We start from the raw sequence: 13,347 nt of genomic DNA, 5'->3' as shown, positions 1-13,347 counted from the left end.
GAAAATCGCCCCGTACGATCTCCACCTACAACCGCATCGGTTTGCTGGGAGCACGGGCGCAGACGTTCGTGTTTTTATTTTTCTCTCGTAAAGGCGGATGCTTACATGTCGATAGAACGTACGCTTCCGGAACGGATCCGGAAGCGATTGTCCGGGGAGCCGGTCTTCAGCGTCCAGGCGGATCTTATGTTGAACGGGCATTTCGGCGAAATGTGGCTGGCGGTCACGGAACGGGAAATCACGTTATGGGGCGCGGAAGACGAGCCGTCGTACCGGCTGGATGCCCGCGAGCTGACGGAAGCGCGGGCGGTGAACGGAATCGGCGGCGGCACGCTGCTCGCCGATACGAAGAACGGGCCGGTCGTGCTGTCCCGGTACACGGCCGCGTTGTCCGCGGCATTCGGATTCGCCGCGAAATGGCTGACCGCGATGGCCAAGGGAGAAGAGCCGCCCCTTGTCTCGAAGAAGGAGTTTCCCCGCTATTGCCCGAGTTGCGGCAATCCGTTGTCGGAAGGGACGCAAACCTGCCCGATCTGCAAGAGCAGCGGCAAAGTGCTTAGGCGCATGCTGCGTTACGCCAAACCCTATAAAGGGAAAATGGCTATCGCCGGGCTGCTGCTCGTGTTGACGACGGTCGTCGAGCTGATTCCGCCTTATTTAACCAAAATCATGATCGACGACGTCCTGCAGCCGAAAAACGCGGGATCGGCGCTCTTGTGGGTCGTGCTCGGGCTCGGCGCCACCTCGTTTATCATGTCCGTCATGCAAACCGCCCGGGGATTGATCGGAGTATGGGTCGGCTCCAAGCTGATGGGCGACTTGCGGAACGACATTTACCACGCTTTGATGCGGTTGTCCCTCGCTTTCTTCGACCGGCGGCAAACGTCGCAGTTCGTCGGGCGGGTCAACAGCGATTCGGAAGCGATGCGCCAATTCATGACGGACGGCGTCATTTGGGTCAGCGCGGAGTCGCTGCGGATCGTCGCCATTTTCGCAATCATGTTCGGACTCGATTGGAAGCTCACCTTGTTCGCGCTTTTGCCGATGCCTTTCATGATAACCGTTTCCATGACCCTGTGGCCCAAGATCGGCAGGCGTTGGTATCAGCAGTGGAGATCGATTTTTCGCCTGAATGTGCTCGTCGGGGATTCGCTTCAGGGGATCCGGGTCGTCAAGGCGTTCGGCCGGGAAAAGACGGAAATCTCGCGTTACGCCGAAGCCAACCGTGAGCTCGTCCGGCACAATATCCGCATCGAAGGCTTGTGGCAGGGGATATTTCCGCTGTTTTCCTTCATCGCCGGCGTCGGCACGCTGCTGATTTGGTACAACGGCGGATCATCCGTCATTCGGGGCGAACTGCAGCTTGGGGTTTTGATGGCGCTCATCTCGTATCTCGGCATGTTGTTCGCACCTCTGCAATGGGTGAGCCAGATGATCAACTGGGCCAGTCACGCCATCGCGGCGGCAGACCGGGTTTTCGAAATCATGGATACGCCGTCCGACGTGCCCGATGCCCGCGACCCGGTTCCGATCGGCACGATCCGGGGAGAAGTGGAGTTCGAGCATGTCACGTACGGCTACGAAAAACACCATCCCGTTCTCAAGGACATCAACTTACGGGTGAAGGCCGGAGAAATGATCGGGCTGGTCGGCCACTCCGGTGCGGGCAAGTCCACGTTCATCAATTTGATTTGCCGGTTTTACGACACGGATGAAGGCCGGATCCGCATCGACGGCGTCGACCTGCGGGGTATCGGCCAGACGGACTTGCGCAAGCAGATCGGCGTCGTGCTGCAGGAGACGTTCCTGTTCGACGGCACGATCGCCGAGAATATCGCGTACTCGAAGCCGGACGCGACGCCGGAGGAAATCATGCGGGCCGCGAGAATCGCCAACGCTCACGATTTCATCGTCCGGCTGCCGGATGGCTACGATACCCGGGTGGGCGAACGCGGCCACCGGTTGTCGGGCGGGGAGAAGCAGCGGGTTTCCATCGCCCGCGCCATCATCCACGATCCGCGGATCCTGATCCTCGACGAGGCGACCGCTTCCGTCGATACGGAAACGGAGCGGCAGATCCAGGAAGCGATCTCGCGGCTCGTGAAGGGAAGGACCACGTTCGCCATCGCGCATCGGCTCTCCACGCTGCGCAACGCCGACCGCCTTGTCGTGATCGAGAAAGGGAAAATCGCGGAGGTCGGCACCCACGAGGAGCTGCTCGCCCGAGACGACGGCGCTTACCGCAAGTTGGTCGACGCGCAGAAGGAATTGTCCAGAATCAAGGGGGTCGAAGGCTGATGCAGGACGGAGGTGCGGGACAGATGCAGGATGCCTATGAAATCCGGATCATCGAGCCGGGGCAAGCGTATTTCAGCCGCGGGCCCGGCGGCGTGTTCCAAGGCGTCGTGGACGGGAAGTCGTATCCTGAAATCGTCGTCTACCGAGTTTTCCCTTTTCGGTACGCCTCGCAATATATCTCGATCCGGGACGGCAAAGGCGAGGAGATCGGGATCATCCGCGACATCGGCGAGATGGACGAGGAGAGCGCCAAGGAGCTGGAGCGGGAGCTGGGGTTCCGGTATTTCCTGCCGAGCGTGACGAGGGTGGACAGCGTGAAGCAGAAGTCCGATCTGTGGCTGTGGGAGCTTCAGACGACTCTGGGACCGACGAAGCTCGCGATGCGGAACCTGCACGAGCATATGCAGTTTCCGGGCGGAGGACGCATTATCTTGACGGACGTGAGCGGCAGACGCTGCGAAATCCCGGACTGGCGCAAGTTGGACAGCCATAGCCGCATGCAGCTCACGGACGTGGTCTAGGGGCGCGACGGCGAAGAAACGAAAGAGGGATAGGGGATCAGACGCAAGCCGCTGATCTCCGATCCCTCTTTTTTCGTAACCGACTGCAACCGGGAAAAACCCGGTTAGAACGCCGCAAACGAGCGAAGCGTCCGCTGTAACCGGGAAAAACCCGGTTAGAACGCCGCAAACGAGCGAAGCGCCTGTTGTAACCCGGAAAAACCCGGTTAGAACGCCGCAAACGAGCCAAGCGCCTGTTGTAACCCGGAAAAACCCGGCTTGAAGGTCGTCCCTCGGCCTTCCCTAAGACGTCGGGACCGTCTTGCATCGCCATTCGCGAGACATCGGATCTCCGCAAGACGATCAGATCGTCTTCGGGAAGCTCAACGCGCGCGAATCCGCTCCGCAAGATGCCAAAACCGTCTTAACGGAGCCGTCTCCATCAAACCGTGCGCAAGCGGATTACGTTCCAGGACGCCTTGTTCAGCAGCGCGGTCACCTTCGAGCCGTCCGCGGCCGCACCGCCTCCGGCACGCGGAGCGACCCGCTCCGGATCGGCCGAAGTGTTGACCGCCTTCAGGTCGGCGTTCTCCAGCACCAGATGCTCGATAACCGAGCAATCGCCGAAGCTCCGCAAATCCGCTTCGAACAGCAGGGCATCGTCCAAGCTGCGGTTGACCGCGAAAATCGTGATTTCCCCGTTTTCTTCGTTATGAACGGCGACGCTCTCCAGGTATGGAACGTCGGTGATTTCCTTCGTGTCGTACTTCGGCGATTGCACGAGCGGGACCAACGCTTGCCCGCGGCCGTAGAGGGAGGCGTGGAGGTAAGGATAGTAGATCGTCTGCGCCCAAGCCGCTCCTCCATTCTCCGTCATGATCGGGGCGATGACGTTAACGAGCTGCGCAAGGCACGCCATCCGCACGCGGTCCGAGTTCTTGAGCAGGCTGATCAGCATGCAGCCGACGACCAGCGCGTCCTCCATCGTATATACGTCTTCCAATTGCGGAGGCGCGATTTGCCAGGGCTCGATTTTCTTGTCCGCATCGTTGGAATGGAACCACACGTTCCATTCGTCGAAGGACAGGTACATCTTCTTCTTGCTGCGCTTCTTGGCTTTGACGTAGTCGCAGATCGCGGCGACGCTGCGGATGAACTCCTCCATCTGGACGGAGCGCGCGAGGAACGTCGGCGTGTCGTTCTCGCGGTTCCCGTAGTATTGATGCAGCGACAGAAAATCCACGTGTTCGTACGTATGGTCGAGGACGGTCGCTTCCCATTCCGCAAACGTGGGCATGCCCAAAGCGGAACTGCCGCAGGCTACGACCTCGATTGACGGGTCGACCCATTTCATGACTTTGGCAGCTTCTACCGCTGCGCGGCCATACTCGTCCGCGGTCTTGCGCCCGATCTGCCAAGGACCGTCCATCTCGTTGCCCAGGCACCAGGTTTTGATGTTGTGCGGTGCCTTGTAGCCGTGGCTGATCCGCAAATCGCTCCAATAGCTGCCGGAAGGATGGTTGGCGTATTCGACCACGTTGCGGGCATCGTCGATGCCTTGGGTGCCGAGATTGATCGCCCACATGACGTCGGTGGCGGCCGCCTTGGACCAATCCGCGAATTCGTTCAAGCCGAAGAGGTTCGGTTCGACCGTCCGCCAAGCAAGATCAAGCCTTCTCGGCCGGTTTTCGACCGGGCCGATGCCGTCCTTCCAGTCATAGCCGGAAACGAAATTGCCGCCCGGATACCGGACGATGGGAACGCGCAGCTTGCGGACCAAATCGAGCACATCCCGGCGAAACCCGCGCTCGTCGGCGGTCGGATGTCCGGGTTCGAAAATCCCTCCGTAGACGGCTCTGCCCAAATGCTCGATGAACGAGCCGTACAGCCTGTCGTCCACTCGGCCGATCACGAAATCTTTGTCCACGATCATTTTGGCGGAATGAGACATAACGACAATGTAACCTCCTTAAAATAATAGGAATATTAATTTAATAATGCAAAATGCTTAATTAAATTAAACAATAAGTTGATTCAAAGTGCAATACGCGGATAAATAATGATATTGCGATATTTTAAAATTACATCTATATTAATTTAAATGAACACGCAGGAAAGGGAGCATCCACGAACATGACGATCAAAGCGAACACGGACCGCAAATGGCTTCCCTTATACGAGGCGCTGGCTAGCGAAGTCCGGCTTCGTATCCTGGACGTGCTGGCGAAACGGGAGCTCAACGTCAAAGAGATCGCGGCGAGCCTTGAGCTCAGTTCGGCGATCGTGACGATGCATATCCGCAAATTGGAGGAAGCGGGGCTCATCGGCACGCGGCGGATCCGGCGGGATGGCGGAACCCATAAGCTGTGTTTCCTGAAGGAAAAGGCCGTCGAGATCGATCTGCCTGCCGCCGGCGGAGAACGTGCGTTCCGGGAGCAGTCGATTCCGGTCGGACATTATACGGCCTTCGAAGTCTATCCGACCTGCGGGCTTGCGACGAAGGAGAAAAAGATCGGCTTGTTCGACGACCCCCGCTATTTCCTCGATCCGGAGAGGGTGAACGCGGCGATTCTGTGGTTCGGCAGAGGATTCGTCGAATACAAGACGCCGAATTACCTGCATCCCAGCCAGAAGGCGGAGGAACTGGAGATTTCGCTTGAAATTTCCTCGGAAGCGCCTGGAGTCAGCGACCATTGGCCGTCCGACATCCGGTTTTATTTCAACGGAGTGAAGCTTGGCACTTGGACGAGTCCCGGCGATTACGGGGGCAAGCAGCGTGGAAGGTACACGCCGGAGTGGTGGAGCAGCGATGTGAACCAATTCGGGTTGTGGAAAACGGTACGCGTGACGAAATCCGGAACCTACGTGGACGGAATGCGCATTTCGGATACGACCTTGGCGGATTTGCGCCTGGAGGAGCATTTCTGGACCTTGCGATTCGCGGTGGAGGAGGATTCGGAGCACGTGGGCGGCTTAACGTTGTACGGTGCGGGATTCGGCAATTACAACCAAGATATCCGGCTAAGGGTGTATTACGGCGAAGAAGGCTGAAAGAAGGGGAAACAGGCGACGGAGCGCGGAGTTCAAGCCGTTCAAAAACGCGCTTGGATCGTACCGTACGGATTCAAGATACGGAGTCGCCGGGAGAGTAAAGACCGAGCGCGGGAATGACGCCGGGCCCAAGGGCCCGGCGTCATTCCCGGTTTACGGCGCGATAGAAGCCTTGCGCGATGAGTTCGGCCATCCCCATCACCAGATGAAGCCTCGTATTCTGCAGGACGAAATATTCCATGAAGCCTCCGATATTGACGACGCCGGAAATGTGGATGTCGCCCACGGGCGGAAGCTCCTTGTTGACGCCTGCACCCGGACGGATCGGGCCTTCCCCGACATGGATGGTGCCGACGCTCGCGGCTTTGCCCAAACAAGCATCCACGCCGACGATGAAGGGTTGACGGTATCGGCTGCGGATCAAATCGAGCGTGTCGCCCAAGTTCACGGCATGCACCGGCTCCTCCAGCGTCCCGAACAGGTCGAAGGAGGGAGACTTGAATTTGCTCAGGACGGTGCCGGTAATCGGACCGAGCGAGTCGCCCGTCGACCGGTCGGTACCCAGGCATACGACGACGATCCGCCGATTGGCGGGCAGCCACTTCGTATAGCCGCTGATCCATTCCGCGAGCTGTATCGCCGCGGAGGGATCCGTATAGTCGACTTTCAGCGGCGTTTGTTGCTTCGGCGCCAGGTTCATGCCATCACCTCAAGGCATTCGTAGTAGGTTCTATCCTATATGATACATATTGTATCACAAAAGTCTGTCGTTTTTCGTTGCCGGATTTCGAATATTCTCCTTTTTGTTTCGACACGATGGGGATCCCTCAGGCTATAATAGGGGTATGCAGGCCGAGGAGGATTAGGGATGCGCAAGAAAGTGACAATCAATCGGAAAGAAATGAACGTCGAGTTCAGCGGCTATTACGATTCCGCGCTTGGCGATTTCCTGTTTACCCAGGTTATGTGCGACGTGTTCATGCCGGGCAACGAAGTGGTGCCGATCGCCGCGGAGAAGGAACAAATCAAGCGGGTGCTCGAGGGTTTCAAGAAGAGGAAAGCGTTGTACGGCGAGGTGCGAAAGGAAGCGGTGAAGGGCAAGTCCTATTACGTGATCACGCCCACGATGCGCTACGATTTGGAGTGGCTGCTCGGAAAGAAGAAGGTCATCCTATCCAAGGACAAGCCGCCGGTTTACGTGAGCGAGGTCGCGGATTCTCCATCGGAGCCATTCGAGGTTACGGGGGGGAGCAAGGCGCCCGAATACGCGGATAAGCGCAGGAAGTACTTGGAATCGGAAGGGTTTCGGCTCAACGAAGCCACGAATAATTGGGAAATCGGCTCGATCCGCTTTCCGGACGCTTTGGTCGGCAAGCCGGCCACCGACGAAGAGTTCGTGCAGGGGATGGCCCGGCTGCTCGAAGCCGACCGGAAGAGCGTCCGCGGCAAGAAGCCGCAGCGTTCCTAAGGAGGAAGAGGGTGCGGAAGGCACCCAATAGGGAGAACTCTCCTAAACGAGAAAACGTCAGGGTTCCCGAAAAGGGATTCCTGACGTTTTATTGTTGCGGAGTCGTAAGCGTCGATGCTTAATGTCCCATCATCATCGACGGATCCGGCTTCTCCGCGCCCGGCTTCCAGCCTTCCTGAGGTTCCGCCTTCGGCTTGCGGAGAATGATGCTGAGCGCAACGCCGAGCAGCGCGATGCCGGTCGACAGCAGGAACGTGTCGCCGTAAGCGGCAACGAGCGCCTCCAGCGGGTTGCCGTTCTGGCCGGCGTCCGCCATATGGTCCGTCGTCCGTGACGTCAGGAACCCGGTCAGTCCCGCGACCGCGAACGAGGTCACCACTTGCTGCGCGGCCGTCGTGAGCGGGGTGACGCGGCTGACGAGATGTCGCGGCGCGGCATTGAGCACATGCGTGTTCAGCGCCATCATCGACAAGCCCATGCCGGACCCGATCATGAAGAGCGGGATCAGGATCTGAATGAGCGGCGTATCCATCTGCATGAACGACAGCATGAACAAGGCGCCGGCCACGACGGTCAGCCCGACCAGCGCGAGGGGACGGGCGCCGATCTTGTCGAACAGGCGTCCGCCGATCGGCATGAAGAGCATGGAGCCGATCGCTTGCGGCAGCATGATCAATCCCGTTTCCAGGGCCGTATAATGTTTGACGGATTGCAGGAAGACCGGCATCAGGATCATCGCGCCGAACAGGGCGATTTGCACGGTCCAGACCACCAATGTGCCCCGGGTGAAGTCGGAAGAACGGAACACGCGCAGCTCCAGCAGCGGCTGCTTGTGGCGCAGCTCGACGAAGATGAACAGCAGGAGCGCAACTCCGCCGACGATGAGACCGGTCAACGTCTTATCGGACGTCCAGCTCGTGCCGCCTTCGCTGACCCCGTAAGCCAGCATCGAGAAGGCGATCGGAGCCAGGATCATGCCGAGTACGTCGAGAGCCGGCGCCCGGTTCTGTTCGATCTTGGGCAAATACTTGATGCCGACCAGAACGGCGACGACGCCGATCGGCACGTTGATCAGGAAGATCCACTGCCAGGAAGCGTACTCGATCAGCCAGCCGGAAAGGACGGGGCCGAGAGCCGGAGCGGCGAGCATCGGGATGCCGAGCATGCCCATGACCGCACCGCGTTTGTCGGGCGGAGCGAGCCGGAAAATCATCGCCATCCCGATCGGAGCGACCATTCCGCCGCCGACCCCTTGGATGACGCGGTACACGATCAGCTGTTCGATCGATTGAGCCGTCGCGCAGAGCGCAGACCCCAGCGTAAACAAAGCGATCGTAATCAGGAAAATGCGTTTGCTGCCGAATTTGTCGGTCATCCAGCCCGCGAGCGGAATGACCGCGGACAACGCGAGCGTATAGCCGGTAAACGTCCACTGGATCGTGGACAGCGTGCTGTTGAACTCGCTTTGGAACTTGCTCAGGGCGACGTTCACGACCGTGCTGTCCAGAATGACCATGATCATTCCGATGATGACGGCCAGCAGCGGAGCGATGATCGCTCTCATCGAGAACGGTTGATCGGCGCCCGCGGATGAGGCTTGAGCTGACATTGGCGTATACCTTCTCTCCATTGTTTTTTGGCTTCGATGATGTACAATAGGAGCGTGAGGCCCTTTTGTGACTCATCGTTTCTCTATAAAACCCATCGGTCACGATCCATTGTGCGCTACGGACGGTCGAAAGTCAATCCCTTTTATTAGGAGGCAATTCCCATGAGTTTGCTGAAGCAGAAAATTATGGAGTCCGCCATGCGATTGATCTCCGAGAAGGGCTACGAATCGACGTCCATTCAGGACATCGCGAACGATTGCGGCATCGCCAAAGGGTCGGTTTACAAAATTTTCGAATCCAAGGAAGACCTGCTGATCGCGGTGTTCGGTTCCCTCCTCGAGCGTATGTTCGACGAGACGGAAGCCATTTTGTCAGACGAGGAGCTGCCGCCGCGGGACCGATTGATCCGGAGCACCAGGCATCAGTTGAACTATTTCGAGGAAATGAAATTCAGCCTCGGGGAGCTCCAGGAGCTTCCCTTGAAAGACCATTCCAAATTTATGTCCGCTTGCCACGAATGGAGAGGGCGGCAATTGGAATATTACAAGGAAATGCTGCTGACGGCCTACGGGGCGAAAATCGAACCCCGGGTATGGGACCTCGTCATCGTCTATGCTTCGATCTTGAAAGTGCTGACCATGTTCCCTCACTCCGTCAACCAGCCGCTGAACCACGAACACGCGGCCGCGTTCATCGTCGAACGGTTGGACGATATGGCCGCGGGACTCGCGGTATCCAAGCTCGAGCCTCTGCTGCCGGAGTCGATGATGGAGGAATACGTGCTTGCGGGTTCGCCGGCACCGGCCGGGCAACGCAAGGAGGAGCTGTTCGAGGCATTGATCGCCGCCGTACAGGAATTGAACGTGCCGAACGGACGAAGGGAAGAGCTGATCGAAGCCGCCCGGCTGCTGCGCGACGAAGCGGAGAAAGAGGAGCCGCGGCGCATTCACGTCCGGGTCCTGACGGACTTCTTGCAGTCCCAGCATGAGTTGAAATATTGGGTGAGCCAGTTGAACAAGCTGCTTGGCTGATAAACGGTCAATACGGCGGGGAAAGGGTCCGTTCGATTGTGCGGGCTTTTTTGCGTTATCCGACGGTGCCTGAGGCGGGCTGCAGGCCATCCTGCATGCGTAAAGACTGAAATGTAATGATCAATTTTGGTAAGTCTCTAATCTTTTGTAGAGTAAAAACTATGGCGGCATATATAGGGGATAGCAGTACCGCAGCAGCTACTGATCGTCGTACCGGGAATATAAACATGTCTATTTATGCCAACGCTGGTGATACCTAGTCCCATACTTTAAACTTAACCGCGCAGTAATAATCATGGAGAAGGGGATCTGCCATGTACCTTTTCAAGTCCAAGAAGACGTTGGTTATTTCAATCGCTGCGGTGGTCGCTGCTTTAACGACTTCTGCAATTGCGGCGTTCGGAGCGGGTGAAGATCCAGCGGTTGTGCAGGCCAATGAAACGCATAAATTCATTCAGGAAGAGAAAAGGCAACTGGATGAGACATTGAAGAAACAGGCCCCACAGAAATACCCGAACGGGCTTGAGACGGAAAACAACAGCAGTCCCGCCCCTGAAAGCATGAACATATTTGATGGAACTCTGGAAAACAAAGATGAAATGGAGAAAAAAATCAATGATTTACCCGAGGAGAAAAAGAAAGCGTATACCCGGTGGTCAGAACGTGGCGGAATAGATTTCGGTTACTATAAGAGAAAAATCCAAGAAATCATAAACGGAGTCCCCGAAACGAAACGAATTTCACTGACAGAAGTGAAAGATATTATCGCGAACAAAAAGGACTTTAAAGATCAAATAGCAGAGTTGGAGAAGCTTCATGGTACTCCCGATTATATCGGAGGCAGCGGCTTATCGCATATCGAATATTGGTTGGACGAAGAAGGGAAAGACAAAGTCGTCGTACTTGAAAATGGGCTGATTATTTATTTTGATAAGTCCAACAAGAGAGAAATACTCAACCGACCTGAACTCATGAATCAATAAACGAGCATCTAGGTAAATGAAAATGTAATTGTAGAGGCCGAACGGCCTCTTTTCTCTTTCGCGCGCCTAGCAGCCAAGTTTGGCACAACTTGCCGGTGCGAGTCCGGCCGAGGTAAAAGCCAAGTCGCCTCGTACGCCTTCGAGCACCTTACCGGGCCGCTTTATCTTGTTGGGAAGCGGGATCGGGCAGCATTTTGGATACGGTTAGCAGCCTCGCCCATCCATTTCTCGAATAAGACGCGAATTCCCCCTCTAACCTTCCTCCGGCAGCATTATGATTAAGTTGGTGAATGATGAGGAGGCTCGTCTTGAGTTAGACTAAAAAGGTTGGAAAATTCGTTATACTCGAGGTTCATTCCCGGAGTCACCAAGAAATAATCGCATGCTTGAAGATCCATTCGCCTGGAGCGCAACCTACCCTTAACAGTGGACGGCCTTGGTGCCGCACTTTATAATGCAAGCATAAATAACCGATAAGCGGGTGCGGCGTTCATGAAAAGCGCGATAGCCAGGATCCATCGCTTCGTTTTCGAGCTCAGCCTGTTCAACAAACTGTTTTACGGCATCATTCTGATCGTGCTGTTCGTGCTGGTCATGTCCAGCTTCGCTTCTTACTCTTATTCGCGCAAAACGTATGAAAAGCAAGCCATCGAAAACGCCGAGCGGCTCGTGAACGGATTCAACGCGGGGTTCGAGGAATACCTCGACAGCGTGGACCGGATCATCATGTCCATCTATGCGGACGTGGATGCCAGCGGCAGCGGGAGCGGCACGACCCTGAAGGAAGTGCTGTCGACCAAAACGTATGCCAGCCTTGCGGACGAGTACCGGGGACTGCAGGCCGCGAACGCGTTCTTCCAGCGGCTGATGAACCTGCGGAAGGACTTCAATTCGCTGTACCTCTACGTCTCCCCCGACAAGCAGTTCTCCTACTCCGTTTACGGTGCCAACAAACTCTCCTACGATCCGACTTCCGAAGACTGGTACCGGAAGACGGTCAAAGCGAACGGAAGCACGGTCATTTCCGGACCGCATCTGCCTTATCAACTGAAGTACGACAAGCCGGTCATCTCGTTCTCCCGGCTTCTCAAGCGTTTCGACACGGGCCTGAACCAGGCTTACGGCGTCATCCTGATGGACTTCTCGATGGATTCCGTGAAGAGCATCGTCAACCGGGCGGACATCGGCGAGTCCACCGGCATCGTCCTGCTGGACGAAACGGGACGGATCGCCTATACCGACCACGGCTCCTTCCAGGCGGCCGATTTCGAGCCTGGCCTGCTCACCCGGGTGTCCCGGGAGCAGGAGGGCAAATACCTGGCGACCGTCCGGGGAACGAAATATTGGATCGCCTATCGGACGATCGAGGTCACGGGATGGAAGTCGATGACCCTGACGCCTTATTCGGAAATCCAGAGGGAAGGCAACCGGCTGCTGCTGTTCGACCTTGCGCTCGCCATGGCCGCCCTGCTGTTCACGGTTCTCGTCACGTACGCGTTCACGATGTTCATTTTCAAACCGGTGCGCGCGCTCAAATACGGGATCGTGCAGGTCCGGCAGGGCAACTTCGATTTCGAGCTGCAGACCCGCTCGCAGGACGAGCTCGGGCTGCTCGTGCTCAGCTTCAACCGGATGGTGTCCACGATCCGGACGCTGATCCGCGAGAAGTACGAGGAGCGGCTGGCCCGGCAGAACGCGGAGTTCAAATATTTGCAGACGCAGATGAATCCCCACTTCATGTACAACACGCTTCAAATCATCAACGGCATGGCGATCGTGAAGGACGTGCCCGACATTTCCAAGGTGTCCAGCTCGCTCGCCAAAATGCTCAGATACAGCCTCAACATGGACCAGGGATCCGTCACGCTGCGGGAAGAGATCGAGAATGTCAAGTGGTACTTGGACATCCAGAAAACCCGGTTCCACGAATATTTCGATTATGAGATTTTCGTGGAGGAGGACGTATACGACTGCCCCGTCATCAAGCTCATCCTGCAGCCGATCGTCGAGAACGCGTTCGTGCACGGGATCGAACCGAAGGGGGAGAACGGGAAAATCCGCATCACCGCCGGGCGGAAGGAAGGCATCCTGCGGATCGAGGTCATCGACAACGGGGCGGGCATGGGACCGGCTGAGCTGGAGCGGCTGCGGAGCGCCATCGACGGTTCCGGGGCTGCGGACGGGGAGACGCCGGAAGGCGGCCATAACCGGATCGGGCTCAAAAACATCCAGAACCGGCTGAGGCTCAAGTACGGTCCGGCCTACGGCTTGAAATTGGACAGCGTCCGGAACGAATGGATGCGCGTCATCGTGGAAATTCCGGCGGAACCGGAAGCGGCGAGAGTTTGAGCGGGGAGAGTTTGCTCTTGCAAACTCCCTATTAGACGTCAAACTCCCAAAGAGGTG

At 57.1% G+C, this 13,347-nt stretch carries 10 protein-coding genes; 7 read left to right on the top strand and 3 right to left on the bottom strand.

Features of this window, described 5'->3' with window-relative positions; translation table 11 throughout:
* The first annotated feature begins 105 nt into the window (after positions 1-105).
* Positions 106-2,298: an ABC transporter transmembrane domain-containing protein gene (locus tag GE107_RS21390; protein WP_219642714.1), complete on the top strand. Its 2,193-nt coding sequence runs from the start codon at positions 106-108 to the stop codon at positions 2,296-2,298.
* Complete coding sequence (locus tag GE107_RS21385) at positions 2,298-2,819, top strand: DUF1854 domain-containing protein (protein WP_255570727.1); 522 nt, start codon at positions 2,298-2,300, stop codon at positions 2,817-2,819. Before GE107_RS21390 ends, GE107_RS21385 begins: the two co-directional genes overlap by 1 nt.
* 421 nt (positions 2,820-3,240) lie before the next feature.
* Here the strand turns inward: GE107_RS21385 and arfA are convergent, their stop codons facing one another.
* Positions 3,241-4,749, bottom strand: coding sequence for an arabinosylfuranosidase ArfA (gene arfA, locus GE107_RS21380; RefSeq protein ID WP_219642712.1), 1,509 nt, complete (start codon positions 4,747-4,749; stop codon positions 3,241-3,243).
* A gap of 182 nt (positions 4,750-4,931) precedes the next feature.
* Here arfA and GE107_RS21375 point away from each other — a divergent pair, with 182 nt between their 5' ends.
* Positions 4,932-5,849, top strand: coding sequence for an ArsR family transcriptional regulator (locus tag GE107_RS21375; protein ID WP_219642709.1), 918 nt, complete (start codon positions 4,932-4,934; stop codon positions 5,847-5,849).
* Positions 5,850-5,991: 142 nt separating this feature from the next.
* Here GE107_RS21375 and yyaC read toward each other — a convergent pair whose 3' ends face one another.
* Positions 5,992-6,549, bottom strand: coding sequence for a spore protease YyaC (yyaC, locus tag GE107_RS21370; RefSeq protein WP_219642707.1), 558 nt, complete (start codon positions 6,547-6,549; stop codon positions 5,992-5,994).
* 168 nt (positions 6,550-6,717) lie between these two features.
* Between yyaC and GE107_RS21365 the strand changes: the two genes are divergently transcribed.
* Positions 6,718-7,317 carry a hypothetical protein gene (locus GE107_RS21365; protein WP_219642704.1) on the top strand — a complete coding sequence of 200 codons (600 nt, stop codon included), beginning with the start codon at positions 6,718-6,720 and terminating at the stop codon, positions 7,315-7,317.
* 118 nt (positions 7,318-7,435) lie between these two features.
* Here GE107_RS21365 and GE107_RS21360 read toward each other — a convergent pair whose 3' ends face one another.
* Positions 7,436-8,926 (bottom strand): DHA2 family efflux MFS transporter permease subunit, encoded by a 1,491-nt coding sequence (locus GE107_RS21360; RefSeq protein ID WP_219642703.1) that lies wholly within the window; start codon positions 8,924-8,926, stop codon positions 7,436-7,438.
* Positions 8,927-9,088: 162 nt separating this feature from the next.
* Here GE107_RS21360 and GE107_RS21355 point away from each other — a divergent pair, with 162 nt between their 5' ends.
* The 3 genes from GE107_RS21355 (at position 9,089) to GE107_RS21345 (ending at position 13,290) form a co-directional block, all read left to right on the top strand.
* Positions 9,089-9,958 (top strand): TetR/AcrR family transcriptional regulator, encoded by an 870-nt coding sequence (locus GE107_RS21355; protein WP_219642688.1) that lies wholly within the window; start codon positions 9,089-9,091, stop codon positions 9,956-9,958.
* A 314-nt stretch (positions 9,959-10,272) separates the two neighbouring features.
* Positions 10,273-10,941 carry a hypothetical protein gene (locus GE107_RS21350; protein ID WP_219642684.1) on the top strand — a complete coding sequence of 223 codons (669 nt, stop codon included), beginning with the start codon at positions 10,273-10,275 and terminating at the stop codon, positions 10,939-10,941.
* Positions 10,942-11,433: 492 nt separating this feature from the next.
* Entirely contained in the window at positions 11,434-13,290 is a 1,857-nt protein-coding gene (locus GE107_RS21345) for a cache domain-containing sensor histidine kinase (protein WP_219642681.1), read from the top strand.
* The last annotated feature ends 57 nt before the right edge of the window (positions 13,291-13,347 follow it).

The organism is Cohnella sp. CFH 77786, from assembly GCF_019400745.1.
Taxonomy (GTDB): Bacteria; Bacillota; Bacilli; order Paenibacillales; family Paenibacillaceae; genus Cohnella.
Note: the sequence above shows the minus strand (reverse complement) of the source record. Positions and strands in the feature narration are given on the sequence as shown.